Raw genomic sequence first — 25,611 nt, forward strand, 5'->3', positions numbered from 1 at the left:
CCCTTCTAGCTGGGCGGCCGATCGGGGTTGAGGGTCGACGGTTGCGGCGGCTTGACGTCGGCTTCCTTGCCGCTGTCGACCGCCGGGACACCCTCTTTGACGATCACCGGGTCGCCGACGTGGACGGTGTTGAAGTACCACTCCGCGTCGGTGGGGCTCAGGCTGATGCAGCCGTGACTGACGTTGTCGACGCCCATCGCGTTGACCGCCCACGGCGCCGAATGGACGTACAGACCGTGGTTGGTGATGCGGACGGCATAGTCGACCTGCAGCCGGTAACCGTCGGGGTTGTCGACGGGAATGCCGACGCTGCTCGAATCCATCATCACCGAGCGGTCTTTGGCCAGCACGCTGTACGTCCCCACCGGCGTCGCGTATTCCGGCCTGCCCATCGACGCCGGCAACACGCCCGCTTCACCGAAGTGCGACCGGTGATGCGGCGCCGGGAGGGCCGGCGGCGCCGTATCGGCTTCCACCCCGTCGATGCTGACGGTGAAGGTGTGGTTGGTGACATCCGCGACGCCGACCACGGCCGGACCCGTCTTGAACTCCGTGCGCAGACCGCCCACCGAGAGCGCCACGGTGCTGTGTGCCGGCCAGAACCGGTCGGGCACCCATTGCACGACGTTGCTGTCCACCCATTCGAATTTGCCGCTCATCGCGGGCGCCGATGTCACTTCGATGGCGCGCTCCACGGCCTCACGATCCGCGACCGGACTGCCGAAAGTCACCACGACCGGGTGGGCGACACCCACGACGGAGCCGCGTACGGGCAGCATCGCGACGATGCCGGAATAGCCGCTCGAGGTGCTTGCCGCCATCAGCGTTACACCGGCGTGCCCCGCGATCACCGTCGAAGTGATACACAGGAACGCCAGCAGAGACCGGATCGCCGCCCGCATGGCTTTTTCTCCAGGGTTAATTTGTCGGATGGGTAATAAGACGTCGCTGCTCGAATGGTAGGGCCGCCACCAGCGCGTAAACGTAAGCGCGCGTGCGCAAGTCGGTCAGTGTTTGGTTACAAGTCGGTCTCCATCCGGCCTTGTCACCCCCTACGGCGACACTGTGCTCATGCTCGACTTGCTCGACCTGGTTGCGCCGCTGCAATGCGGCGGCTGCGGAGTTCCGGCAACCCGATGGTGTCCGGCGTGCGCCGCCGCACTCGCCGTCGAGCCGGGCGAGCCGCTGGTGATCAGTCCCCGCATCGACCCGGAAGTCCCCGTGTTCGCGCTCGGCCGCTATACCGGCGTCCGCCGCCAGGCCGTCCTGGCGCTCAAGGAGCGCGGCCGTGCAGACCTGGTGACACCCCTGGCGCACGCCCTGGCCGTCGGCCTCCACCGGCTCTGGTGCTGGGGCATGGTGGAAACCCCGCTGACGATCGTGCCCGCGCCCACCCGGCGCTCCGCGGCCCGCCGGCGCGGCGGGGATCCGATCGCCCGGATCGCGCACGCCGCCGTGGCCGCCAACCCGGACGTCACGGTCACCGCCGCGTTACGCATGCGGGCCCTGGCCCGCGACTCGGTGGGACTGGACAGCTCGGCCCGCGAACGCAACATCGCCGGCCGGGTTCGGCTGCGCGGTCCACGGCCCGACACCGAGGTGTTGGTCGTCGACGACGTCGTCACCACCGGGGCCACGGCCCGGGAATCCGTTCGGGTGCTGCGGGCCGCCGGCGTGCGGGTAGCCGCGGTTCTCGCCATCGCCGCCGCGTGAAGAACTCGCAACAGGTCTGCGAATGGGGTGGCACGGTGAGGCGAACAAGGGCTAACGTCGACAACACCAGCAGCACCCGCGGTAGGAGGTGAGAATACGATCTCTTGCTCCGGCGGGCAGCCTGCGGCGGTGGCTCTTTCGTACCGCTCTAACCCCGTCGGCGCGTATCTGAATCAGTGCCGGGCACGCAGGTCGCGTGTGACGTGAAAAGAGAAACGAGTTGTCACGAATGCCAAGGCTTACCGCGGATTCCGAGCAGGTTCTCGATGCAGCCGGAACCGAAGACCAGGCCGAACCGACGGCCAACGCCGAGATCGTGTTCAAAGGGCGCAACGTCGAGATACCCGATCATTTCCGTGTCTACGTTTCACAGAAGCTCGCCCGCTGCGAGCGGTTCGACAAGACCATCTACCTTTTCGACGTCGAGCTTGACCATGAGCGCAACCGCCGCCAACGCAAGGCCTGTCAGCGCATAGAGATCACCGCCCGCGGTCGCGGCCCGGTCGTGCGCGGCGAGGCCTGCGCCGACAGTTTCTACGCGGCGCTGGAATCGGCCGTCGCCAAGCTGGAGAACCGGCTGCGCCGCGGCAAAGATCGCCGCAAGGTGCATTACGGCGACAAGACGCCGGTGTCGCTGGCCGAGGCCACCGCGGTGCTGCCGCCGCCGGAGAAGGCGTTCAACGCCGAACCGGCCGATGCGCACGATCACCTGGGCGCCGAGCCGGACCGCAAGGACCATAAAGACCACGAGCCGGGCAAGGTGGTGCGCACCAAGGAGCACCCGGCCAAGCCGATGTCGGTCGACGACGCGCTCTACGAGATGGAGCTCGTCGGGCACGACTTCTTCCTGTTCTTCGACAAGGAGACCGAGCGGCCGTCGGTGGTTTATCGCAGGCACGCCTACGACTACGGCCTGATCAGATTGGCCTGATCACCCCGTCACCTAGGATGGGGGTCGCCTGAAAGACTCCTACCCAACAGGGGAACAAAGCTGTGCTGTCGAGATTGCTGCGCCTTGGTGAAGGTCGCATGGTCAAACGCCTCAAGAAGGTGGCCGACTATGTGAACACGTTGTCGGACGACGTAGAAAAGTTGACCGATGCGGAACTGAGGGCCAAGACCGACGAGTTCAGACGGCGTCTGGCAGACGAGAAAAACCCGGAGGACCTCGAAGACCTGCTCCCCGAGGCGTTCGCGGTGGCCCGCGAGGCCGCCTGGCGGGTGCTCGACCAGCGCCCGTTCGACGTGCAGGTGATGGGCGCGGCGGCCCTGCACCTGGGCAACGTCGCCGAGATGAAGACCGGTGAGGGCAAGACCCTGACCTGTGTGTTGCCGGCCTACCTCAACGCGCTGGCCGGCAAGGGCGTGCACGTCGTCACCGTCAATGACTACCTGGCCAAACGTGACAGCGAGTGGATGGGCCGGGTGCACCGCTTCCTCGGCCTGGACGTCGGCGTCATCCTGGCCCAGATGACGCCGGAGGAACGCCGCGTCGCCTACAACGCCGACATCACCTACGGCACCAACAACGAGTTCGGCTTCGACTACCTGCGCGACAACATGGCGCACTCGCTGGACGACCTGGTGCAGCGCGGGCACAACTTCGCCATCGTCGACGAGGTCGACTCCATCCTGATCGACGAGGCCCGTACCCCGCTGATCATCTCCGGGCCGGCCGACGGTGCGTCCAACTGGTACACCGAGTTCGCCCGGCTGGCGCCGCTGATGCAGAAGGACACCCACTACGAGGTGGACCTGCGCAAGCGCACGGTGGGCGTGCACGAGAAGGGCGTGGAGTTCGTCGAGGACCAGCTCGGCATCGACAACCTCTACGAGGCGGCCAACTCTCCGCTGGTCAGCTACCTGAACAACGCGCTGAAGGCCAAGGAGCTGTTCAACCGCGACAAGGACTACATCGTCCGCAACGGTGAGGTCCTCATCGTCGACGAGTTCACCGGCCGCGTGCTGATCGGTCGCCGCTACAACGAGGGCATGCACCAGGCCATCGAGGCCAAGGAACACGTCGAGATCAAGGCCGAGAACCAGACGCTGGCCACCATCACACTGCAGAACTACTTCCGCCTCTACGACAAGCTGGCCGGCATGACCGGTACCGCCCAGACCGAGGCGGCCGAGCTGCACGAGATCTACAAGCTGGGTGTGGTGCCGATCCCGACCAACAAGCCGATGGTCCGCACCGACCAGTCCGACCTCATCTACAAGACCGAAGAGGCCAAGTACATCGCCGTGGTCGACGACGTCTCCGAGCGTTACGAGAAGGGCCAGCCGGTCCTGATCGGCACCACCAGCGTCGAGCGCTCGGAGTACCTGTCGCGCCAGTTCACCAAGCGGCGCATCCCGCATAACGTCCTCAACGCCAAGTACCACGAGCAGGAGGCCGGCATCATCGCCGAGGCCGGCCGGCGTGGCGGCATCACCGTGGCCACCAACATGGCCGGCCGCGGTACCGACATCGTGCTGGGCGGCAACGTCGACTTCCTCACCGACAAGCGGCTGCGCGAGCGCGGCCTGGACCCGGTGGAGACGCCCGAGGAATACGAAGAGGCCTGGCACCAGGAGCTGCCCAAGGTCAAAGAGGAAGCGAGCTCGGAGGCCAAGGAGGTCATCGAGGCCGGCGGCCTGTACGTGCTGGGCACCGAGCGCCACGAGTCCCGCCGTATCGACAACCAGCTGCGCGGCCGGTCCGGCCGCCAGGGTGACCCGGGGGAGTCGCGGTTCTACCTGTCGCTGGGTGACGAGCTCATGCGCCGCTTCAACGGCGCGGCGCTGGAAAGCCTGCTGACCCGGCTGAATCTGCCCGACGACGTCCCGATCGAGGCCAAGATGGTCACCCGCGCCATCAAGAGCGCGCAGACCCAGGTCGAGCAGCAGAACTTCGAGATGCGAAAGAACGTCCTGAAGTACGACGAGGTGATGAACCAGCAGCGCAAGGTCATCTACGCCGAGCGCCGCCGCATCCTCGAGGGGGAGAACCTCAAGGAGCAGGCCAAGGAAATGCTGACCGACGTCATCACCGCGTACGTAAACGGTGCGACGAGTGAGGGTTACGCCGAGGACTGGGACCTGGATGCATTGTGGACGGCGCTGAAGACGCTGTACCCGGTAGGCATCAGCCACGAGAGCCTCACTCACCACGACGCGGACTCCGAGCGTGACGACCTGACCCGCGAGGAACTCCTCGACGAACTGCTCAAGGATGCCGACAAGGCTTATGCCGCAAGGGAAGCCGAGTTGGAGGAGATCGCCGGCGAGGGCGCGATGCGCCAACTGGAGCGCAATGTGCTGCTCAACGTGATCGACCGGAAGTGGCGTGAGCACCTCTACGAGATGGACTACCTCAAGGAGGGCATCGGGCTGCGCGCGATGGCCCAGCGCGACCCGCTGGTCGAGTACCAGCGCGAGGGCTACGACATGTTCATGGCCATGCTGGACGGCATGAAGGAGGAGTCGGTCGGCTTCCTGTTCAACGTCAGCGTGGAGGCGGTCCCGGCACCGCAGGTCGACGTCGCGCCGGTCGAACAGCCGGAAGGGTTGGCCGAATTCGCCACCGCTGCCGCATCCGACGGCGAAGACGAGCCCACCCGCGCTAAAGAGCCAGTTAGCACGTTGCGCGCCAAGGGAATCGACGACAGCAGCGACAGCGGGGCGCCCGCCCTCACCTACTCCGGCCCGTCCGAGGACGGTTCGGCGCAGGTGCAGCGCAACGGCGGCGGGGCCAAGACCTCCGCCGGCGCCGCCGCGGGCGGCAGCCGCCGGGAACGGCGGGCCGCGGCGCGAAGCCAGGGCCGCGGCGCCAAGCCGCCGAAATCGGTGAAGAAGCGCTAGCAGCCCGTTCAGACGGCTAAGACGAACGCGTCGACCGGCTGCGCGTAGCCTCGCAGGTTCAGTCGACGTCGCCGGGCCGTAGCTGCGTGCTCGTCGGCTACTCCGGTCGCGACGAGCAACTCCCCGCCCTTGGCGTGTTGCTGCATCCGCGCCGCGACGTTGACCGGATCGCCCAGGGCGGTGAAGTCGACGACCGCGTCGCCGACGTTGCCCACGTACGCGATGCCGGCATTGACCGCCACACCCAACTCCAGCCACGGGCCCTCGGCGCTGCCGTAACCGACCGCTTGCAGCAGGTCCAATCCGGCCGCGACGGCATGGCCTCGGTACTGCGGACCGCTGATGCCGCGCACGAAGAACGCCATCACCTCGTCGCCGATCAGTTTGTCGATCACCGCGTCGTGCCGGAGCAGCGTCTGCGTCGCGGCCCTATAGAACCGGTTCAGCAGGGCCGCGAAGTCCTTGGCCGCGCCGCGCTGACCCAGCGCGGTGGACCCCCGGACGTCGGCGAACAGCACCGCGACGTCCACCTCGGCACCGCCCGCCGGCAGTGCGTCGCAGCAACGGCTGCACAGGTTCGGGTTCTTGCGCGAGGGACTGAACCCGGCGACCGCGAGAACCCGGCCGGCGGGGCCGCCGAACGGGTTGTTGCACAGCTTGCATCGCGGCGCCGATGGCAGGTAGCGGAACACCCGCCGTGCCTTGACCAGCGACGCGTGACCGTCGGTGAGGACGCTGTCCCAGGGGTTGTGTTCGATCACCGTGACCATGGGCCCAGGCTAGGGCCACGCAACGGGGCGTCACATGGGGCAGTTGCCCCAGTAAGTGCAGAAGCCCCATAGCGTGCAGAATGAGGGCGTGCGCAAAGCCGAGTTGCTGGCGGCTATCTCGCTGGCTATCGACCTCGGTCTGGGTCAACCGATGGAACACATGCTTCGGTCCACCCTGATCGCGACCCGCGTCGCCGACCGGATGGGTCTGGACGCGGGCCAGCGCGCGACGGTGTACTACGCCAATCTGGTGGGCTGGATCGGTTGTCACGCCGATTCCCATGAACTTTCGGCGCTGTTCGGTGACGACATAGCGTTCCGGGCCGACACCTACGGGGTGGATATGGCCGGCCTGCCGTTCCTGCGTCTGATGGTCAGCCACGTCGGGCGCGGACTGCCGGCGTGGGAACGCGGACTGCGCTCGGCGGCCTTCCTGCTCACCGCCCGCAACCAGGTGGCCAGCCTGATCAGTTCCCATTGCAGTTCGGCCGGGGTGCTGTCCGACCGGATCGGCCTGGACAGCGAGGTGGGGGCGGCACTGGCCTACATCTTCGAGCGCTGGGACGGCCGGGGAATGCCGAATGGCGCTCGCGGAGAAGGCATTCCACTTGAGATCCACATCGTCCACCTGGCCGATGTCATCGAGGTCCACCTGCGCACAGGCGGCCTGGATCACGCGGTCGAGACCGCCCGGTCCCGCCGTGGCACGCAGTTCAGCCCTGCGGTGGCCGATGTGTTCACCCGCGATGCGGCCGCGATCGTCGACGGCCTACTCGAAATAGACGTGTGGACCGCGGCGCTGGCGCAGGCGCCCGACCGCGACCGCATCATCGGCGCCGACGAGATCAACGAATTACTCAGGGCGATGGCGGATTTCGTCGATCTGAAATGTCCATGTTCGCCGGGCTACTCGCGCGGTGTCGCCGATCTGGCGGCTGCGGCGGCCCGGCACTGCCGCATGCCGCCGGCCGATATCACCCGTCTGTACCGCGCGGGCCTGGTCCAGGGTCTGGGCAGATTGGGTGTGTCCAACCAGATCTGGGAGAAGAAGGGTCCGCTGAGTACGGCCGAATGGGAGCGGGTACGGATGTACCCCTACCTGACCGGCCGGATCCTGAGCCGGATCGACGGCCTGGAGTCGGTGGTGTCGGTGGCCACCAAGCATGAGGAGCGTATCGACGGATCCGGCTTTCCCCGAGGCCTTTCCGGCAACGAATTGACCGCTCAGGACCGGCTTCTCGCCGCCGTGGTGGCCTACCGGCAACTGCTGGAGCCACGCCCGCAACGGGCCGCCCTCGATCCGGACGCCGCCGCGGCCGAACTACGCCGGGAAGCGCGCGGCGGACGGCTGGACGCCGACTCGGTGGAAGCCGTGCTGGCCGCGGCCGGGCATCGGGCCACCCGGCGCACCTCATGGTCTTCCGGGCTCACCGCCCGTGAGGTGGAAGTCCTGCGACTCGTCGCGCAGGGCCGGTCGAACCGTGAAATCGCCAGCCAGCTGTTCATCGCCGAGAAGACCGCGCGCAATCACGTCGAGCGGATCTATACGAAGTTGGGCGTCAACAACCGCACCCAGGCAAGCCTTGCGGCGATCGACCGCGGGATGATTTGAGGCAAGCGCCCCATGTGACCGGTCCCGCCGCCGGCCGATGATCCTCAGCATGACCGCACTAGTACATGCCATCGATGTGAGCCGACGGGTCGGCACACGACAAATCCTGCAGAAACTGTCGCTCCGCATAGAACCAGGGGAGCTGGTCGCCATCGCCGGTGGCAGCGGAGCGGGAAAGACCACTCTGCTGAAAATCCTTGCGGGACTGCAGCCGCCGACCGGCGGGGCGGTCTCGCACACCGTGGCCGGAGAAGGCGCCGGACGAAAAGCAGGTGTCGGCTACGTGCCCCAGGACGACATCATCCACGTCGAAATGCCGCTCCGCCGCACGCTGCGCTACGCGGCGCGGCTCCGACTGCCGGCGGGCACCACCGCCGGCGAGGCGGACCGTGCGGTCGAGCAGGTCATGAAGGATCTCGACCTGACCGACCGGGCCGAGGTGCCGGTGCGTTCGCTGTCCGGCGGCCAGCGCAAGCGCGCCAGCATCGCCGTCGAACTGCTGACCCGCCCGCGCCTGTTCTTCCTCGACGAACCGACCTCCGGGCTCGACCCCTCGACGGCGGCCGATGTGATGCGGCTGTTGCGCGGCCTTAGCCGGCGCGGGGTGACGGTCGTGCTCACCACGCATGAGCCGGCCGGCATCGATCAGTGTGACCGGGTGATCTTCCTGGCCCGCGACGGCCATCTCGCATTCAACGGCAGCCCGGCGAACGCACGCCGGCATTTCGGGGTGCACAACCTGGCCGACGTGTATAACCGACTGGTCGGCGACTACATCCCGATGATCGAGCCGATCGCACACCGGACGAGCGCGACGACGCCCGCCGGTCCGGAAATCAAGCGCCCGAACGCCTTTCGGCAGTGGTGGCTGCTGACGCGCCGCAATGCCGACGTGCTGGTCCGCAACCGGCTGACCCTGGCGGTGCTGCTCGGTTCACCGGTACTGGTCACGGCCATGATGGCGACGCTGTTCCGGCGCGGGGCGTTGGACCCCGGTGGCGCCGGCGATGTCGGCCCGGCCCAGATCGTCTTCTGGATCGCGTTCGACGGCTTCTTCTTCGGCCTCACCTACGGTCTGTTGCAAATCGTCGGGGAGATCGCCGTGTTCCGGCGGGAACGCCTTGCCGGGCTCAGCGTGGCGGCCTACGTGGCGTCCAAGGTCACCGCCCTGCTGCCGGTGCTGGCCGCGGTGAGCGCAGTGCTGCTGCTCGTGCTGCGGGGTCTGGGCCGGTTGCCGGCCGCCGGATGGCATGTCTACGCCCTGCTATTCGCGACGATGGTGATCGAAGCGACCTCCGCGCTGGCCCTTGGCCTGCTCGCCTCCGCCGCGGTGCACAACGCCGCACAGGCGGCGCTCGCGCTGCCTATGCTGTGCTTCCCGCAGGTGTTGTTCGGCGGCGCCATCGTCCCCGTCGACAAGATGGCCCTGCCGGGGCGGTTGATGAGCCTCGGGCTGTCCAACCGCCATGCGTTCGAAGCGCTGGGGCGTGATCTGAACCTGGACCGGTTCACCACCACGATGCCGGCCATGTCCGGCTACCGGGAGACGTTCAGCGGAGGCACCGGTGGAAGTCTGCTGGCGCTGGGCTGCTTCGCGGTCGCGCTCACGCTGGCCACGGTGTGGGTACTGGACCGCAGGTCCGGCGTCAGGTCGGCCGGCTGAGCCGCACCCGACCCACTTCGTCCAGCGCGTCGGCGCCGCGGGGCTGTTCGAACAGCACCTCGGCGCCGCGGCCGTCCACCAGCAGGGTGGCGATGGTGTTGCCGAACAGGGGACCGCAGGTGTTCACCCAGGACAGCGGAGGCGCCGGAACGTGGCGCAGGCGCGCCCACCAGCGTGCCAGCTTGGCAGCGGGACGCGTCCAAGCCAGGGTGAACACCGGCTTGACGAACAGCGGCACGTAGTTGTTCACCGGTGAGCACACCAGTTGGTGCACCGCGGCCGGCTCACCTGACTCACCGGCCCACTCGGCGCGCGCGGCGTAGCTGTGGTGCACGTCGCCGGACAGCACGTTGACGGTGGCCGGCCCGGGGGAATGACCGGCCACCGATCGAATCAGCTCGGCCAGCCGTTCGAACGATTTGTGGAACGCCGGCCAGTGTTCGAAATCCACTGCCTGGCGCGTCTTTTCGGCAAGCCTGCCGGGCAGCCCGGGCCGGTCGGCGTTGCGTTCGTTGACCGCTTCCAAGTCTCCGAGGGCGGGCGGCATCAGCCACGGCACCGACGTGGCCAGCATCAGGTGGTCCAATTCGTCGAGGCCGTCGCAGACCTGTGACTGCACCCAGTCGAACTCGTGCTCCCCGATCATCATGCGTTGGCCCGAGTCCAGGATCCGGCCATTGCGTGAGTCGATCATGATGAGCCGGCTGCGGCCGAGATCCCATCGGTAGCTGAACCTGACGCCCTTGTTGCCGTCCACCTCTGCGTCGGCGCGGTCAGCCAGCTCGACCAGGTGTGGCCAGCAGTCACCGTCGGTCGCCAGCAGGCGCCGGTAGTCCTCGTCCGCGGCCAGCTCAGCCGGGCTCAGGTTGCCCAGGTGCTGATACACCCAGTAAGAGGCCAGCCCGGCTCTGATCCGGTCGCGCCACCAGGGTTTCTCCTGCATGTCGGCCCGCCAGGAAGCCGACGTGTTCCAGTCGTCCCTGATGTCGTGGTCGTCGAAGATCATCGCGGTGGGAACCGTGGACATCAGCCACCTGATCTCGGGGTCGCTCCACGAATGACGGTACAGCCGTTCGTATTCGGTGAAACTGACCACCTCGTCCGGCGGACGCTTGGCCCGCTTGGCCCGGCCGCGGCGGCCGGCCAGTCGTCGCCGCGCCTCTGGTGTCAGCTCATCGGCGTACAACTGGTCTCCGAGCAGGATGAGCGCCTCGGGCCAGTCGTCGGTGGGCTGGGTGGCCATCCGGGCGGCGTACACGTCCAGCGCGTCGAACCCGAGTTTCGACTCGATGCTCGAGTCGTCGGTCTTGGGGTACCGGCACGATCCGAAGATCGCCCGCAGCCGATGGGTGGATTCCGGCCCCCGGGTCCGGATGACGCTCGGCGGGAACGTTGAATCCGGCAGCGGCCAAACCACTTCGCCGTCGCACGTGACGTCGTATTCGGTGACGGTGTCCGGAGTCAGCCCGGTCACCGTCACCAGGGCATAGTGGTGATCCTGCACGGTGAACGTCCGGGCCGATCCGCCCAGCACCTGCACCGTTGCCGCACTGTCGGTTTGGACCCACACCAGCGCGGTCGTATCGGACACGTGCCGCAACGCGGGACCGAGCAAGAGTGCCATTCAACCACCCTAGAACCACCCCAGAGGCACGCGCCGCTCCGAGTTTGAGGCATCCGCCCCATGCCCACACGCATGGTCGCGCCGAACAATCAGCCCATGAAACGCTATCTGACAATCTGTTACGGCACCCTGAGCTACTTGGTGTTCCTGGTCGCCTTCCTGTACGCCGTCGGCTTCGTCGGCGCAATCCTGGTGCCGCGCAACGTAAACACCGGGATCAGCGCACCCTTGTGGCAGGCGCTGCTGATCAATCTGGCGCTGCTCGGCCTGTTCGGCGTGCAGCACAGTGTGATGGCCCGTCCGGCATTCAAACGCTGGTGGACTCGGTGGGTGCCGACGACGATCGAGCGCAGCACCTATGTGTTGCTGGCCAGTTCGGTTCTGCTGGTGCTCTACTGGCAGTGGCGCAGCATGCCGATGCATGTCTGGGAGGTGCGGCAACCGGCCGGGCGCTGGGCGATTTGGGTGTTGTTCTGGGTCGGATGGGCGACGGTGTTGGCCTCGACCTTCATGATCAACCATTTCGACCTGTTCGGGTTGCGGCAGGTCTATCTCGCCTGGCGGGGAAATCCCTACAGCGACTTGGGTTTTCGCACTCATCTCCTCTATCGGTTGGTGCGTCACCCGATCATGCTCGGCTTTCTGGTGGCGTTCTGGGCGGCGCCGACGATGACAGCGGGGCACCTGCTGTTCGCCATCGGCACCACGGCCTACATCCTGATCGCCCTGCAGCTGGAAGAGCGCGACCTGACGGCGCAACTCGGCGAGCGGTACCGCGACTACCGTCGCCGGGTTCCGATGCTGGTTCCCCGCTTCCGGCGATCAGCCGATGTGCAGGGCTACCACCAGCCATCGGCCGGGAGGTAGTTGCTCCACCCGGCAGGCGATCGCGTGGACCCGCTCGCCGCGACTGTACGAGCCGAATACCTCGGCCGCGTCGTCACCGAGGGCAGGCTGGACCCGCATCCGGCGCAACACCGCGGCGCCGGGCGTCCCGGCCGTGGCCCGGCCGACCGCCAGCACCGCCTCGACCAGTGACGGCGCCAGCACCGTGCCGAGTTGGGCGGCCGGGCGGCGCCGGTCGATGACCTCCGGCACGCGGCGCAGCGCGGCGTCGGCGAAGGCGGCCGCCTGGCGCATCCGTGGCGACAGCGGCGTCTTCGGCGCCGGGCGAGGACGCGGGCGCGGGACCGACGCCGGCGATGAGGGCCGGCAGCGCGGCGCATCAGGCCCGGGCGGGTGCGCCGGCGGTTCGTAGTCGATCACCGGCGTTACGGCGGTGTCGGAAACGGGCACCCGTGGAGAGTGGCAGACGATCGCCGGTCTGCGGTATTCACCCGACGGCATTGATCCACAAGCGCCGTGGGCGCCAGCCCCGACCTTCGCGGACCCGCGAATGCGGTTACCGTGGGGCGACTGCATGATCCCGAAAACGAAAGGCGACGACTTGAGGAGGACCGAGCCGCGATGGTGACTCGCTTGTCCACTGCGGACGCGTCCTTCTACCGGCTGGAAAACACGGCGACCCCGATGTACGTCGGTTCGCTGTCGATCCTGCGGCGCCCGCGATCGGGATTGAGCTACGAGACGCTGCTGGCCACCGTCGAACAGCGGTTACCGCAGATCCCGCGGTACCGCCAGAAAGTGCGCGAGGTCAAGTTCGGCATGGCCCGGCCGGTGTGGATCGACGACCGCGACTTCGACATCACCTATCACGTGCGGCGGTCGGCGCTGCCGTCCCCGGGCAGCGACGAGCAACTGCACGAACTGATCGCGCGGCTGGCTGCGCGGCCGCTGGACAAGTCGCGGCCGTTGTGGGAGATGTACCTCGTCGAAGGCCTCGCCAAGAACCGCATCGCCCTCTACACCAAATCCCATCAGGCGCTGATCAACGGGATGGGTGCGCTCGAGATCAACCATGTGATCGCCGACCGGACGCGGCGCTCGCCGGCGTTTCCCGAGGACATCTGGGTGCCCGAGCGCGACCCCGGCAGCACCCGGTTGATGATCGGCGCGATCGGCGACTGGATCGCGGGCCCGGGCACGCAGATGCGCGCCGTGGGGTCCTCGCTGGCGGGGCTGGTGACCAGCTCGACCCAGCTCATGGAGGCCGGCCGCCGGGTGTTCGACATGGCGCGCACGGTGGCGCGCGGTACCGCGCCCAGCAGCCCGCTCAACGCTCCCGTGTCGCGCAATCGGCGCTTCACGGTCGCGCGCGGCAAACTCGACGATTACCGCGCGGTGCGGGCGCGCTACGACTGCGACATCAACGACGTGGTGCTCGCCGTGGTGACCGGGGCGCTGGGCAACTGGCTGATGTCGCGCGGGGAGGCGGTTTCGTCGACGGCGACGGTGCGCGCGCTCGCGCCGCTGTCGGTGTACGCCGACGAACAACTCGACTCGACCGGCCCGGGCCAGGCGATGAGCGAAGTGACGCCGTTCCTCGTCGACCTGCCGGTGGGGGAGGGCAACGCGGTGGTGCGGCTGTCGCAGATCGCCCATGCCACCGAGTCCAACCCAGCAGCATCCAGCCGGGTGGACGCCAGGACCATCGTCACGTTGTCCGGGTTCGCCCCGCCGACTTTGCACGCGATGGGAATCCGGGTGGCGACCAGCTTTGCGGCCCGCTCCTACAACCTGCTCATCACCAACGCGCCGGGCGCGCAGTCGCAGATGTACATCGCCGGCACCAAGTTGCTGGAAACCTATGCGGTGCCGCCGTTGCTGCACAATCAGGCGCTGGCGATCAGTGTCACCTCCTACAACGGGATGCTGTATTTCGGGATCAACGCCGACCGCGACGCCATGAGCGACGTCGACCTGCTGCCGGGTCTGCTGAACCAGGCACTGGACGAGCTGCTGGAAGCTTCCCGGTAGTTCGGCGCGGGTACCGATAACATCCATTGATGTGAGCACCCCGAAGAAGAAGAAATCCGCGGCCGCGCCGAAGATCTCCAATGATCTCTATGAGGCCGAATTATTCAGGCTGCAAACGGAATTCGTGAAACTCCAGGAGTGGGTGCGGCACTCTCAGTCCCGCGTCGTGGTCATCTTCGAGGGACGCGACGGGGCCGGCAAGGGCGGCGCCATCAAGCGGATCACCGAATACCTCAACCCGCGGCTGGCCACCATCGCGGCGCTGCCCGCGCCGACCGACCGGGAACGCGGTCAGTGGTACTACCAGCGCTACATCGCCCATCTGCCGGCCAGGGGAGAAATCGTCCTGTTCGACCGCTCCTGGTACAACCGCGCCGGTGTGGAAAAGGTCATGGGATTCTGCACACCGCAGGAGTATGTGCTGTTTCTGCGGCAGACGCCGATTTTCGAGCAGATGCTGATCGACGACGGGATTCTGCTGCGCAAGTACTGGTTCTCGGTTTCCGAGACCGAACAGCTGCGGCGTTTCAAAGCCCGCCGCAACGACCCCGTCCGGCAATGGAAACTCAGCCCGATGGACATGGAATCCATCTATCGCTGGGAGGAATACTCGCGCGCCAAAGACGAGATGATGGTGCACACCGATACCCCGGTCAGCCCCTGGTACGTCGTCGAATCGGACATCAAGAAGCACGCGCGACTGAACATGATGCACCACCTGCTCTCCACGATCGAATACGAAGAAGTGAAGAGGCCCAAGGTCACCATTCCCGAAAGGCCGGTCGTGAGTGGCGATTACAAGCGGCCGCCCCGTGAGTTGTCGACCTACGTCGACGACTACGCGGCCTCGTTGATCAAGCCGGCATGACCCAGGTCTACATCCCGGCCACCCTGGCGATGCTGCAACAACTCGTCGCCGACGGGTCGCTGCAGCCGGTCAGCGGCACGGCCTTCGCGGTGACGCCGACGTTGCGGGAGTCCTATGCCGAGGGCGATGACGACGAACTCGCCGAGGTGGCACTGCGGGAGGCCGCGCTGGCGTCGTTGCGGTTGCTTGCGGTGGAGCACGGAGACGGGCTGCCGCCGCGGCGGGCGGTGCTGGCCGCCGATGTCGAGGACATCGTTTTCCGCCCCGATCTCGATGACGCGGTGGTCCGGCTTTCCGGCCCGGTGCCGATTGACCGGGTGATCGCCGCTTATGTGGACAACGCCGGCGCCGAGCAGGCGGTGCTGGCGGCCATCGAGGTGATCGATGAGGCGGACCTGGGCGACGAGGATGCCGACCTGGTGGTCGGCGATGCCCAGGATCACGACCTGGCCTGGTACGCCACGCAGGAACTTCCATTCCTGCTCGAGCTGCTCTGAACTAGCCCCCAAACTAGCTACGCAACCGTAAGTTACGGTACCGTAGCTTCCGATATGGGCATCAAGAACGCGGTACTGTCCGCCAACGTCGTGAACACCAGGCGCCCGGCCATCGCCGGTGCCGACCGGCATCCCGGCTGGCACGCGCTGCGCAAGCTCGCCGCGCGAATCACCACCCCGTTGCTGCCCGACGATTACCTGCGCCTGGCCAATCCGCTGTGGTCGGCCCGCGAGTTGCGGGGCCGCATTGTCGGCGTCCGGCGCGAGACCGAGGACTCCGCGACGCTGGTCATCAAGCCCGGCTGGGGATTCAGCTTCGACTACCAGCCCGGTCAATACATCGGTATCGGCCTGTTCATCGACGGGCGCTGGCGCTGGCGGTCGTATTCGCTCACGTCGACCCCGGTCAGCGCGGGCACGATCACGATCACGGTCAAGGCGATGCCCGAGGGTTTCCTGTCCACGCACCTGGTGGCCGGCGTCGAACCGGGGACCATCGTGCGACTGGCCGCGCCCCAGGGGAATTTTGTGCTGCCGGACCCGGCGCCGCCTTCGATCCTGTTCCTCACTGCCGGGTCGGGGATCACCCCGGTGATGTCAATGTTGCGAACTCTGGTGCGCCGCAACCAGATCGGCGATATCACGCATCTGCATTCGGCGCCTACCGAATCGGACGTCATGTTCGCCGCCGAATTGGCCGCACTGGCCGCCGCCCACCCCGGCTATCGCCTCTCGGTACGCCAGACCCGGGCCCAGGGTCGCCTCGATCTGTCCCAGCTCGATGAGCTGGTGCCCGACTGGCGCGAACGACAGACCTGGGCGTGCGGGCCGGCGGGGATGCTCGACCAGGCCACCAAGGTGTGGAGCGCCGCGGGCCTGGGCGACCGGCTGCACCTCGAGCGGTTTGCGGTGGCCAAAGCGGCGCCGGCCGGAGCGGGCGGGACGGTGACGTTCGCCCGCAGCGGCAGGAGTGTGGCCGCCGACGCGGCGACGTCGGTGATGGATGCCGGCGAAGGAGCCGGTGTGCAGATGCCGTTCGGTTGCCGGATGGGTATTTGTCAGTCCTGCGTCGTCGACCTGGTGGAGGGTCATGTTCGTGACCTGCGGACCGGCGAGCAGCACGACCCCGGAACCCGCATACAGACGTGTGTGTCGGCCGCATCGGGCGACTGTGCGGTCGACATCTAGAGTTACCGGCAGGTAACCTACGGGGACGTAGGTTATTCACGATCCACGAGGAGACCATGGCGATCACAGACGTCGATGTATTCGCGCACCTTACGGACGCCGACATCGAGAATCTGGCCATCGAACTGGACGCGATACGCCGCGACATCGAGGACTCCCGCGGTGAGCGGGACGCCCGCTACATCCACCGCACCATTGCCGCGCAGCGCGCTTTGGAGTTGTCCGGCCGGGTGATTCTGGCCGCCAGCTCGCGCCGCTCCGCCTGGTGGGCCGGCACCGCGACGCTGGGCGTGGCCAAGATCATCGAGAACATGGAGATCGGCCACAACGTCATGCACGGCCAGTGGGACTGGATGAACGACCCCGAGATCCACTCCTCCACCTGGGAGTGGGACATGAGCGGTTCGTCCAAGCACTGGCGGTACACCCACAACTTCGTGCACCACAAGTACACGAACATCCTCGGCATCGACGACGACGTGGGCTACGGCCTGCTGCGGGTCACGCGCGACCAGCCCTGGAAACGCTTCAACATCTTCAATCTGGTGTGGAACACCCTGCTCCTGCTGCTGTTCGAGTGGGGCGTCGGCATGCAGCACGTCGAGATCGGCAAGATCGTCAAGAAGCGGATGGACCACGCGGAGGCCCGCGAGCGGATCGACGAGTTCCTGCTCAAGGCCGGTCGCCAGGTGTTCAAGGACTATGTCGCGTTTCCGGCGCTCACCTCCCTGTCGCCCGGCGCCACCTACGGCTCGACACTGAAGGCCAACGCGCTGGCCAATGTGATCCGCAACGTCTGGGCCAACGCCGTCATCTTCTGCGGCCACTTCCCGGACGGGGCGGAGAAATTCACCAAGACGGACATGGTCGGTGAGACGCAGGGCCAGTGGTATCTGCGCCAGATGCTGGGAAGTGCCAACTTCGAGGGCGGCTGGCTGCTGCGGTTCATGAGCGGCAACCTGTGCCACCAGATCGAGCACCACCTCTACCCGGATCTGCCCAGCAACCGGTTGCACGAGATCTCGGTGCGCGTCCGGGAAGTCTGCGACAAGTACGACTTGCCCTACACCACAGGCTCTTTCCTGATGCAGTACGGAAAGACGTGGCGCACGCTGGCCAAGCTGTCGCTGCCGGACAAGTACCTGCGCGACGACGCCGACAATGCGCCCGAGACCCGCAGCGAGCGGATGTTCGTCGAGCTGGGACCGGATTTCGCCGGGACCGACCCGACGACCGGACGCCGTCGCGGTCTCAAGACGGCGATCGCCACCGTGCGCGGCTGGCGGCGCAACCGGCGTGCGGCGTCCGCGCCCACCGACGACGACCTGGCGGCTTAACCTGGTCTAGTGCAGGTGTTCGTCGGCTCCCAGGTGTCGCACTGGGATTTCCCGCGGACCACCGCCAGCGTCGCCCTGATGGCTGAATTTGGTTGTCAGAACGGACTTTCCGTGTCGGACGTGCTCACGGATTCCGGGCTGTCCGAGGCCGACCTGCACGACCACGAGCGGATGATTCTGGGCCGCCAGGAACTGGCGGTCGCAACGAATCTGGTCAATCTGCTGGGCGACCCGGCCAACCTCGGTGTCCGGGTGGGCCGCAGTTATTACGTCGGATCGTTCGGCATCTTCGGGTTCGCCTGCCTGACCAGTTCGACACTGGGCGACGCCGTCCGGTTCGCGGCCCGGTACTACGACCTCAGCTACGGCTTCTGCCTGCCGACCGTCACCGTCGAGGGGCCGGTGGTGGCGTTGCGGCTCGACCTGCCCGACCTGACCGGTCCGGTGGCCGAATTCCTGATGCGGCGTGACCTCGCGGCAATCGCCCGGGTGATGTCGGAGTTGCTGGGCAGCCCGATCCCGTTCACCTCCATCGACTTCGCCGGCCCTGCCCCCGCATCGGGAGACGCCGCGGCGCGCGAGGCGTTCGGCGTCACGCCCGGTTATGACTCACCGGCCACCGTGGCGCGCTGGCCGGTGGGGCTGCTGGACAACCGGCTACCGCAGGCCAGCGAGCTGAGCATGGTCATGTGCGAGCAGCAGTGCCAGGCGCTGCTGGAGCGCCGCCGCCAGCGCACCGGGGTGGCCCGCCAAGTCCGGGACCGGCTGGCCTCCATCGACGGCGAACCCCACACGATCGCGGCCGTGGCCCGCCAGCTCGCGATGAGCGAGCGGACCCTGCGGCGGCGGCTGGCCGAGGAGAACACCACTTTCCGGGAACTGGTCGAGGAGGTGCATCGGGTGCTGGCCGAGGAGCTGCTGGCCACCGGCGCGCTTTCGGTGGAGGACGTCGCGTTGCGGCTGGGCTACGCCGAGTCCACCAGCTTCATCGCCGCCTTCAAGCGGTGGACAGGGACGACGCCGGCCCGCTATCAGCGGTCGGCGACCTCACGTTTGGCCGGAATCATGGATTCGCCGTCCGCAATCGGCTGACACCAGGGGCTTCCCCGCCCCTAACGTCGGAGACATGACATCAAAACCTCGCGTTCTGGTGATCGGGGCCGGCTTCGGTGGTCTCGCCGCCGCCTACGAACTGTCCAAAGACGGGCTCGCCGACGTCACGGTTCTAGAGAAGGCCGACGACATCGGCGGCGTCTGGCGGGAGAACACCTACCCCGGGGCCGCGTGCGACGTCCCGTCGAACCTGTACTCGTACTCGTTCGCCCGCAAGACCGACTGGGGGCGGCGATACGCCGAGCAACCGGACATCCTGGGCTACATTCACGACACCGCCGACCGGTTCGGTCTGCGCCGCCTGGTGCGGACGGGAGTCGAAGTCACCTCCGCCTCCTATGACGACAGCACCGCCACCTGGCGGGTGGCGACCTCGTCCGGCGACGTCTTCGAGGCGGATGTGCTGGTGCCGGCGGTCGGGCAGCTGTCCCGGCCGGCGCTGCCGAACATCCCCGGACTCGAGACGTTCGCGGGCCCCTCGTTCCATTCGGCTCAGTGGCGCCACGACGTCGACCTGACCGGCAAGCGGGTGGCCGTGCTGGGCACCGGCGCGTCGGCCATCCAGTTCGTCCCCCGTATCCGGCAGAACGCGGCCCAGGTCACCGTCTTTCAGCGCTCGGCGCCCTACGTGGTGCCCAAGCTCGACCGCGCTTACACCGATAAGCACCACGCCGCCTTCGCGAGCGTCCCGGGATTCGCCGCGGCCATGCGCGGCACCATCTGGGAGACCACCGAACTTCTGGGCTTCGCGCTGACCAGGGCGGCGCCGCTGGCGCGCGTGCTGAAGACGCTCGCGTTGTCAAACCTCAAGCGCCACATCAAGGATCCGGTTTTGCGGGCGAAGCTCACTCCCGACTACGCGATCGGTTGCAAGCGCGTGCTGTTCAGCAGTGAGTGGTATCAGGCGCTGGCGTGCGACAACGTCGACGTCGAGACCGGCGCCATCACCGAGGTGACGCCGACCGGCGTGCGCACGTCCGACGGACAGGTGCACGAAGTTGACGTGATCATCTACGGCACCGGCTTCAAGGCCACCGAATTCCTGGCCCCGATGACGATCACCGGACGTCAGGGACGCGATCTGCAGACCGAATGGGCCGAGGGTGCCCGCGCGCACCTCGGCATGGCCGTCCCGGGGTTTCCGAACATGTTCCTGATCTACGGCCCCAACACCAATCTCGGTAGCAGCTCGATCATTCTGATGATGGAGCAGCAGTCCCGCTACATCCGGCAGATCGTGCAGGAACTGGCCCGCGGTCCGCGGGCCCGCGCGTTCGAGGTCCGGCGTGATGTCGAGCAGTCCTACGACGCGGGTGTGCAGTCCCGACTCGAGCGCGGCGTCTGGACGACCTGCGACTCCTGGTACCGCACCGGCTCGGGCCGGGTCACCACGAACTGGCCGGGGCTGGTCCACGAATATCAGCGCCGCACCAAGATCGCGGATCTCGAGGACTACCACGAAGTTCTTCCCGTGCCGGCGGAGGTGAACGCGTGACCGGATACGACTATGACGTGCTGGTGATCGGGTCCGGTTTCGGCGGCAGCGTCACCGCACTGCGACTCAGCGAGAAGGGTTACCGCGTAGGCGTTCTGGAGGCGGGACGGCGGTTTCGCGACGAGGACTTCGCGAAGAACAGTTGGCACGTGCGGGATTACCTGTTCAAGCCATCGGCCGGCTGCTACGGCATCCAGCGGATCGACGTGCTGTCGGACGCCGTGGTGCTCAGCGGTGCCGGGGTAGGCGGTGGCTCGCTGGTTTATGCGAACACCCTCTACGAGCCCGGCGACCCCTTCTACGCCGACCCGCGCTGGAGCGGCATCACCGACTGGAAGGACGAGCTTGCCCCTTGGTACGACCAGGCCACCCGGATGCTCGGAGTCGAAACCTATCCGCGCACAACACCTTCGGACAAGGTGATGCTGCAGATAGCCACCGACCTCGGCGTCGCGGACTCTTTCCATGCCACCCGCGTCGGGGTGTGTTTCAGCGGCGCCGACGGGCTGGCCGCCCCGGGCGCACCGGTGGGGGACCCCTACTTCGGCGGTGCGGGCCCAGACCGCAACGCCTGCCTGCACTGCGGCGAATGCATGACGGGCTGCCGGCACAACGCCAAGAACACGCTGGTGAAGAACTACCTGTACCTGGCCGAAAAGCTCGGCGCGGCAATCCATCCGCTGACCACCGTGGTCGACGTGCGGCCGCGCCGCGACGGCGGGTACGACGTGATCACCCGTCGCACCGGGAGCAAGATCCGCCGGCGGCGCCGGACGTTCACCGCCGAGCAGGTGGTGTTCTCCGCGGCGGCACTGGGTACCCAGCGGCTGTTGCACCGGTTGCGCGACGGCGGCAGTCTGCCGCACGTCTCGCCGCGCTTGGGGGAGTTGTCGCGGACCAACTCCGAGGCGATCCTGGCGGTGCGGGCGCGCCGCGATGACGTGGATTACTCCGAGGGCGTGGCCATCACCTCATCCATCCACCCCGACGAGCACACCCACGTCGAGCCGTGCCGCTACGGCCACGATTCCAACCTGATGGGGTTGATGGGCACGGTCCTGGTCGACGGCCTGGACGGTGGGAGGCGCTGGCGGACCGGCATGAAAGAGCTTGTGCGGCAACGCCGGGACCTGCGGCGGCTGCTCAACCCGAAGCGCTGGTCGCAGCAGACCATCCCGCTGCTGGTGATGCAGACCCACGATAATTCGCTCACCACGTTCACCCGGCCCGGGCTGTTCGGCCGCCGCATGGTGACCCGGCAGGGGGTGGGCGAGCCGAACCCGACCTGGATCCCGGTCGGCCACGAGGTCGCCCGGCGGGCCGCCGAGCACACCGACGGGATCGCCGGCGGCGCCTGGGCAGATCTTGCGGACATCCCGATGACGGGACACTTCATCGGGGGCTGTGTGATCGGCGAGACCGCGGCCGACGGCGTGGTGGACCCGTATCACCGCATGCACGGGCACCCCGGGTTACACGTGATCGACGGCTCCACGATCACCGCGAACCTCGGCGTGAATCCGTCGCTGACCATCACCGCGCTGGCCGAGCGCGCCACGTCGCTGTGGCCGAACAAGGGCGAACCGGACCCGCGCCCGCCGGTCGGCTCCGGTTATGTTCGTGTCTCGCCGGTGGTGCCGGTCAATCCCGCCGTTCCGGCGAGTGCGCCTGGCGCTTTGCGCTCGGACCGGGACTACGCTCGGTAGATGCTCGCAGCGTTCGGATTCGAAACCCTGGGCGTGGTCGTCGGAGACATGTACTTCGTCGACCCGTCCCCGATGACAGGTCAGGAAACCCCGGAACGAGGGGTCCGGCTGGAACTCCGGCTGGTCGACCGGGCCGATCCGCAGGGGTCGATTTACGCCGGCATACCGATCACCTTCACCCGGCCGGTATGGCGGGTCGACCTTTTCGGCTCGACCGAGAGCCCGCCGGGAACGCTGGACCGCGCCCATCACCACCCCCGGTTCGATGGGTGGGAACCGGGACGCCGGCACTTCGTCCCGGAGCTGTCCGCCGACCCGGTGTCCTGGCTGGCGGGTCAGCTGGCCGACCCGGCCGGCGTGCTGGAGCGGGCCGGTGTCGACGTATCGGAGGTGACCGAGGCCGATCTCACGGGCCTGGCGGCGTCGGCGCCGGAGATTGTCGCCACCGTCAAGCGGATGCTCGACGGAGTGCGCGACGGCCAGTTGGCGCCGTCGCCCGCCGAGCCGGTCGCCGCGGCCCGCACCGGCTGGCTCTGAGTTCGTGGGACCCGTCATCATCGAGTGCGCCATCAACGGCGCCACCTCCAAGACGGCGAATCCCCATGTGCCGGTTGATCCCTCGGAGATCACCACGGACGCGTTGGCCTGCATCGAGGCGGGTGCGGCGATCATCCACAACCACATCGACCGTTACGGCATCACCGTCGAGCAGGCAGCCGAGCGCTACCTGCAGGCCTGGCGGCCGATCCTCGCGGCCCGGCCTGACGCCCTGCTCTACCCGACGATCCACTTCGGCGAGGGTTTCTCCATCTCTTACGAACACCTCGTCCCGCTCGCCGCGGCCGGTTTGCGCGTGGGGCTCGCCGACCCCGGGTCGGTCAACCTCGGTGGCACCGACGCCGCGGGCATACCTACCGGGAATCTGGTTTACAGCAACTCTTTTGACACGATCGCCAGGGCCTTCGAGATATGCCATCAAGCCGGGCTGGGTCCCAGTCTGGCCATTTATGAACCCGGCTTCCTGCGAACCACGCTGGCGTGGTGGCGCGCGGGCCAGCTGCCGCGGGGCGCGATGATCAAGCTCTACTTCTCCACCGAACTGGGGTATCTCGGAGCGCCCTTCGGGCTACCCCCGACCGAGCGTGCGCTGGAGGCCTACCTGGAATTGCTTGACGGGTGCGACATTCCGTGGGCGGTTTCGGTCGTCGGCGGTGACCTCTGCGCCAGTCCGGTGGCCAAGCTCGCGCTGCAGCGAGGCGGGCACCTGCACCTGGGGCTTGAGTTCTACCGCGGCGACCGCACCCCGACCAACGTCGAGTTGGTGGAAGAGGCCGTGGACCTCTGTGGGCGCTTCGGCCGGCCCGTCGCTTCGCCGGATGAGGCCGCGCAGATTCTCGGTCTCAAGTAAGCCCGATCACGATCCAAATCTGAAATTCACCTAAAAGTCCTGGTTAGCGGGTTGTTAACTGCTGTAGGTTGGGTGACCGTCGTGCTCATCAGGTTTTCGGGGGCCTGGGAGGTTTCGGATGTCGTTCATAACGGTGGTGCCGGACGTGGTGGCAGCTTCGGCGTTGCGGTTGTCCGGCGTCAGTGCCGGGCTAATTGACGCGAATGCCGTTGCGGCAGTAGCGACTACGGATGTACTCGCCGCCGGCGTCGACGAGGTGTCGGCCGCGATCGCGGCGCTGTTCTCGTCGCACGGCCATCAGTATCAGCTGCTCAACGCGCAGGCGGATGCGTGGAATGCCCGCTTCATGCAGACGCTGTCCGCCGCAAGCGGCAGCTATGCGGCGGCTGAGGCCAGTGGCGCGGCGACGTTGCAGACGCTTGAGCAGGATGTGCTGGCGCTGATCAACGCACCGACCAACGCCTTGTTGGGGCGTCCCCTGATCGGCCCCGGCGCGGACGGCACCACCAACGCGCAGGGGATCGGAACTCCCGGTGGTGCCGGCGGAATCCTGATCGGCAGCGGCGGTAACGGGGGTAACAGCACGGCGGCGGGCGCAGCCGGCGGTGCGGGCGGCGCAGCCGGCCTGATCGGCACCGGCGGCAATGGCGGGTCCGGCGGCTGGGGCGCGCTCGGCGGGGCCGGTGGCACCGGCGGCCTGCTGTACGGCAATGGTGGGTGGGGCGGTGCCGGCGGGCCAGTCGGCATCGGGGGCGCCGGCGGCAACGCCATCCTGTGGGGCACTGGTGGCGGCGGCGGGATCGGCGGCGAACTGGCGGCCGGCGGCGCCGGAGGCAGCGGCGGCTTCCTCGTCGGCAACGGCGGCGGCGGCGGGACGGGTGGGGTGCTCGGCGCCGGTGGCCTCGGTGGGAAAGCGGGCCTCCTCGGTACCGCGGGTGCTCAGGGTGCCGCGGGCGGTCAGCCCACCGTCGCGCTGACCTACACCAGCACCAACAACTACTCGACCATCAACCTCTCGGTCGGCGGCGCGCCGCCGATCGTCACTGAGGTCGACACCGGATCCGGCGGTCTCGTCATCCCGATCACCGAACTCGATGCGCAGACCATAGCCAACCTGGGCCCGTCGGTCGGCACCGGTTCGGTGGACTACGGCGGATTCCAGATCAATCACTACACCATCTACAAGGCGCCGGTGGACTTCGGCAACGGCATGCTCACCCAGCCGACCACCATCGGCGTCATCGACAAGGTGGAGGAATATCAGAACGGAAGTTGGGTGCCAGTGCCGCAGTCCGACTGGTCGAACCCGAAGTACGCCATCAGCGCGAACATGGGCGTGGGCGTCGGGGGTGCGGTTGACCAGGGCCTGACCAGCCCCCTGCACCAACTGCCGGGCGTGCTCAACCAGGGTTTCCTGATGAACGAACCCGCGGGTCAACTCCAGTTCGGTCCCAACCCGTTCACCCCCGTTACCTCCGTGTCCGGCGGCTGGTACTCCACCGCCCTGGGGGTCCAAATCACCTACAACGGAGTGAGTTCGGCTACCACACCGATCGTCTATCAGGGCGACGGGTACGCGGTGATCGATTCCGGTGGCCTGGGCGGCAACTTCCCGCACTACACGCTTCCAACGTCCCTCTCTCAGTTGACGGTCGGCGACAATCTGCCTGTGGGAACGACAGTTTCGGTGTATGCCACCGGTACCCAGACGTTGCTGTACACCGAGACGGTGACGGACACCATGAAGGCACTGGGCAATCAGCCGTATGTCTCGTCCGCGTCGGACGGGGCGAATACCGGGTATTACCCCTTCCTGCAAGGTCCGATCTACTTCTCCTACAGTCCTGCCGATCTCGGGACCGCGATCTGGAATTACCCGCCAAACAGCCCGTGA

Annotated in this window: 21 protein-coding genes; 17 read left to right on the forward strand and 4 right to left on the reverse strand. The window is 67.3% G+C overall.

The window, feature by feature from the left end:
- Window positions 1–5 precede the first annotated feature (5 nt).
- Window positions 6–902 (reverse strand): L,D-transpeptidase, encoded by an 897-nt coding sequence (locus tag AO501_RS08485; RefSeq protein WP_082658482.1) that lies wholly within the window; start codon window positions 900–902, stop codon window positions 6–8.
- A 178-nt stretch (window positions 903–1,080) separates the two neighbouring features.
- Here AO501_RS08485 and AO501_RS08490 point away from each other — a divergent pair, with 178 nt between their 5' ends.
- The 3 genes from AO501_RS08490 to secA all read left to right on the forward strand — a co-directional run bounded on the left by AO501_RS08490 (window position 1,081) and on the right by secA (window position 5,559).
- Entirely contained in the window at window positions 1,081–1,713 is a 633-nt protein-coding gene (locus AO501_RS08490) for a ComF family protein (protein ID WP_055577374.1), read from the forward strand.
- Between the two features lie 229 nt (window positions 1,714–1,942).
- Window positions 1,943–2,644 (forward strand): ribosome hibernation-promoting factor, HPF/YfiA family, encoded by a 702-nt coding sequence (hpf, locus tag AO501_RS08495; protein ID WP_055577305.1) that lies wholly within the window; start codon window positions 1,943–1,945, stop codon window positions 2,642–2,644.
- Window positions 2,645–2,706: 62 nt separating this feature from the next.
- Window positions 2,707–5,559: a preprotein translocase subunit SecA gene (secA, locus tag AO501_RS08500; protein ID WP_055577306.1), complete on the forward strand. Its 2,853-nt coding sequence runs from the start codon at window positions 2,707–2,709 to the stop codon at window positions 5,557–5,559.
- An 8-nt stretch (window positions 5,560–5,567) separates the two neighbouring features.
- On the opposite strand, the gene AO501_RS08505 is transcribed toward secA, so the two are convergent.
- The gene (locus AO501_RS08505) at window positions 5,568–6,329 is read right to left on the reverse strand and encodes an adenylate/guanylate cyclase domain-containing protein (RefSeq protein ID WP_055577307.1); all 762 of its coding nucleotides are present in this window, start codon (window positions 6,327–6,329) and stop codon (window positions 5,568–5,570) included.
- 151 nt (window positions 6,330–6,480) lie between these two features.
- On the opposite strand from AO501_RS08505, the gene AO501_RS08510 reads away from it, so the two are divergent.
- Complete coding sequence (locus AO501_RS08510) at window positions 6,481–7,941, forward strand: HD domain-containing phosphohydrolase (protein ID WP_231752407.1); 1,461 nt, start codon at window positions 6,481–6,483, stop codon at window positions 7,939–7,941.
- 49 nt (window positions 7,942–7,990) lie between these two features.
- Window positions 7,991–9,604 (forward strand): ATP-binding cassette domain-containing protein, encoded by a 1,614-nt coding sequence (locus AO501_RS08515; protein ID WP_055577375.1) that lies wholly within the window; start codon window positions 7,991–7,993, stop codon window positions 9,602–9,604.
- On the opposite strand, the gene AO501_RS08520 is transcribed toward AO501_RS08515, so the two are convergent.
- Window positions 9,588–11,228 carry an alkaline phosphatase D family protein gene (locus tag AO501_RS08520; protein ID WP_055577309.1) on the reverse strand — a complete coding sequence of 547 codons (1,641 nt, stop codon included), beginning with the start codon at window positions 11,226–11,228 and terminating at the stop codon, window positions 9,588–9,590. The genes AO501_RS08515 and AO501_RS08520 overlap by 17 nt on opposite strands.
- A gap of 96 nt (window positions 11,229–11,324) precedes the next feature.
- Here AO501_RS08520 and mddA point away from each other — a divergent pair, with 96 nt between their 5' ends.
- On the forward strand, window positions 11,325–12,095 hold the full coding sequence (gene mddA, locus AO501_RS08525) for a methanethiol S-methyltransferase (RefSeq protein WP_055577376.1): 771 nt from the start codon (window positions 11,325–11,327) through the stop codon (window positions 12,093–12,095).
- Here mddA and AO501_RS08530 read toward each other — a convergent pair.
- Window positions 12,051–12,575: an Rv3235 family protein gene (locus AO501_RS08530; protein WP_371934969.1), complete on the reverse strand. Its 525-nt coding sequence runs from the start codon at window positions 12,573–12,575 to the stop codon at window positions 12,051–12,053. The two genes, mddA and AO501_RS08530, sit on opposite strands and share 45 nt — an antisense overlap.
- Before the next feature lie 120 nt (window positions 12,576–12,695).
- Between AO501_RS08530 and AO501_RS08535 the strand changes: the two genes are divergently transcribed.
- From AO501_RS08535 to AO501_RS40100, 11 genes are all read left to right on the forward strand, one after another.
- Complete coding sequence (locus AO501_RS08535; protein WP_055577310.1) at window positions 12,696–14,105, forward strand: WS/DGAT/MGAT family O-acyltransferase; 1,410 nt, start codon at window positions 12,696–12,698, stop codon at window positions 14,103–14,105.
- 31 nt (window positions 14,106–14,136) lie between these two features.
- A complete protein-coding gene (gene ppk2 / locus AO501_RS08540) occupies window positions 14,137–14,973 on the forward strand; it encodes a polyphosphate kinase 2 (protein WP_231752405.1) in 837 nt (278 codons plus the stop codon).
- Window positions 14,970–15,470 (forward strand): DUF6912 family protein, encoded by a 501-nt coding sequence (locus tag AO501_RS08545; RefSeq protein WP_055577312.1) that lies wholly within the window; start codon window positions 14,970–14,972, stop codon window positions 15,468–15,470. Before ppk2 ends, AO501_RS08545 begins: the two co-directional genes overlap by 4 nt.
- Before the next feature lie 54 nt (window positions 15,471–15,524).
- Window positions 15,525–16,658: a ferredoxin reductase gene (locus tag AO501_RS08550; protein WP_055577313.1), complete on the forward strand. Its 1,134-nt coding sequence runs from the start codon at window positions 15,525–15,527 to the stop codon at window positions 16,656–16,658.
- 56 nt (window positions 16,659–16,714) lie between these two features.
- Window positions 16,715–17,995 (forward strand): fatty acid desaturase family protein, encoded by a 1,281-nt coding sequence (locus AO501_RS08555; protein WP_055577314.1) that lies wholly within the window; start codon window positions 16,715–16,717, stop codon window positions 17,993–17,995.
- A 9-nt stretch (window positions 17,996–18,004) separates the two neighbouring features.
- A complete protein-coding gene (locus AO501_RS08560; RefSeq protein WP_055577315.1) occupies window positions 18,005–19,087 on the forward strand; it encodes an AraC family transcriptional regulator in 1,083 nt (360 codons plus the stop codon).
- A gap of 34 nt (window positions 19,088–19,121) precedes the next feature.
- A complete protein-coding gene (locus tag AO501_RS08565) occupies window positions 19,122–20,603 on the forward strand; it encodes a flavin-containing monooxygenase (RefSeq protein ID WP_055577316.1) in 1,482 nt (493 codons plus the stop codon).
- Window positions 20,600–22,309: a GMC oxidoreductase gene (locus tag AO501_RS08570; RefSeq protein ID WP_055577317.1), complete on the forward strand. Its 1,710-nt coding sequence runs from the start codon at window positions 20,600–20,602 to the stop codon at window positions 22,307–22,309. The genes AO501_RS08565 and AO501_RS08570 overlap by 4 nt, the downstream gene beginning before the upstream one ends.
- Window positions 22,310–22,846, forward strand: a complete 537-nt coding sequence (locus AO501_RS08575; RefSeq protein ID WP_055577318.1) for a hypothetical protein — start codon at window positions 22,310–22,312, stop codon at window positions 22,844–22,846.
- A 4-nt stretch (window positions 22,847–22,850) separates the two neighbouring features.
- Complete coding sequence (locus tag AO501_RS08580; protein ID WP_055577319.1) at window positions 22,851–23,717, forward strand: 3-keto-5-aminohexanoate cleavage protein; 867 nt, start codon at window positions 22,851–22,853, stop codon at window positions 23,715–23,717.
- 118 nt (window positions 23,718–23,835) lie between these two features.
- Window positions 23,836–25,611 (forward strand): PecA family PE domain-processing aspartic protease, encoded by a 1,776-nt coding sequence (locus AO501_RS40100; protein ID WP_055577320.1) that lies wholly within the window; start codon window positions 23,836–23,838, stop codon window positions 25,609–25,611.

This window comes from Mycobacterium gordonae (assembly GCF_001417955.2).
GTDB classification, from domain to species: Bacteria; Actinomycetota; Actinomycetes; order Mycobacteriales; family Mycobacteriaceae; genus Mycobacterium; species Mycobacterium gordonae_B.

Coding starts and splice junctions, on each gene's coding strand:
- AO501_RS08485 (WP_082658482.1), bottom strand. CDS start 902: ATGCGGGCGGCGATCCGGTCTCTGCTGGCGTTCCTGTGTATCACTTCG.
- hpf (WP_055577305.1), top strand. CDS start 1,943: ATGCCAAGGCTTACCGCGGATTCCGAGCAGGTTCTCGATGCAGCCGGA.
- AO501_RS08505 (WP_055577307.1), bottom strand. CDS start 6,329: ATGGTCACGGTGATCGAACACAACCCCTGGGACAGCGTCCTCACCGAC.
- AO501_RS08510 (WP_231752407.1), top strand. CDS start 6,481: ATGGAACACATGCTTCGGTCCACCCTGATCGCGACCCGCGTCGCCGAC.
- AO501_RS08515 (WP_055577375.1), top strand. CDS start 7,991: ATGACCGCACTAGTACATGCCATCGATGTGAGCCGACGGGTCGGCACA.
- AO501_RS08520 (WP_055577309.1), bottom strand. CDS start 11,228: ATGGCACTCTTGCTCGGTCCCGCGTTGCGGCACGTGTCCGATACGACC.
- mddA (WP_055577376.1), top strand. CDS start 11,325: ATGAAACGCTATCTGACAATCTGTTACGGCACCCTGAGCTACTTGGTG.
- AO501_RS08530 (WP_371934969.1), bottom strand. CDS start 12,575: ATGCCGTCGGGTGAATACCGCAGACCGGCGATCGTCTGCCACTCTCCA.
- AO501_RS08535 (WP_055577310.1), top strand. CDS start 12,696: ATGGTGACTCGCTTGTCCACTGCGGACGCGTCCTTCTACCGGCTGGAA.
- AO501_RS08545 (WP_055577312.1), top strand. CDS start 14,970: ATGACCCAGGTCTACATCCCGGCCACCCTGGCGATGCTGCAACAACTC.
- AO501_RS08550 (WP_055577313.1), top strand. CDS start 15,525: ATGGGCATCAAGAACGCGGTACTGTCCGCCAACGTCGTGAACACCAGG.
- AO501_RS08555 (WP_055577314.1), top strand. CDS start 16,715: ATGGCGATCACAGACGTCGATGTATTCGCGCACCTTACGGACGCCGAC.
- AO501_RS08565 (WP_055577316.1), top strand. CDS start 19,122: ATGACATCAAAACCTCGCGTTCTGGTGATCGGGGCCGGCTTCGGTGGT.
- AO501_RS08575 (WP_055577318.1), top strand. CDS start 22,310: ATGCTCGCAGCGTTCGGATTCGAAACCCTGGGCGTGGTCGTCGGAGAC.
- AO501_RS40100 (WP_055577320.1), top strand. CDS start 23,836: ATGTCGTTCATAACGGTGGTGCCGGACGTGGTGGCAGCTTCGGCGTTG.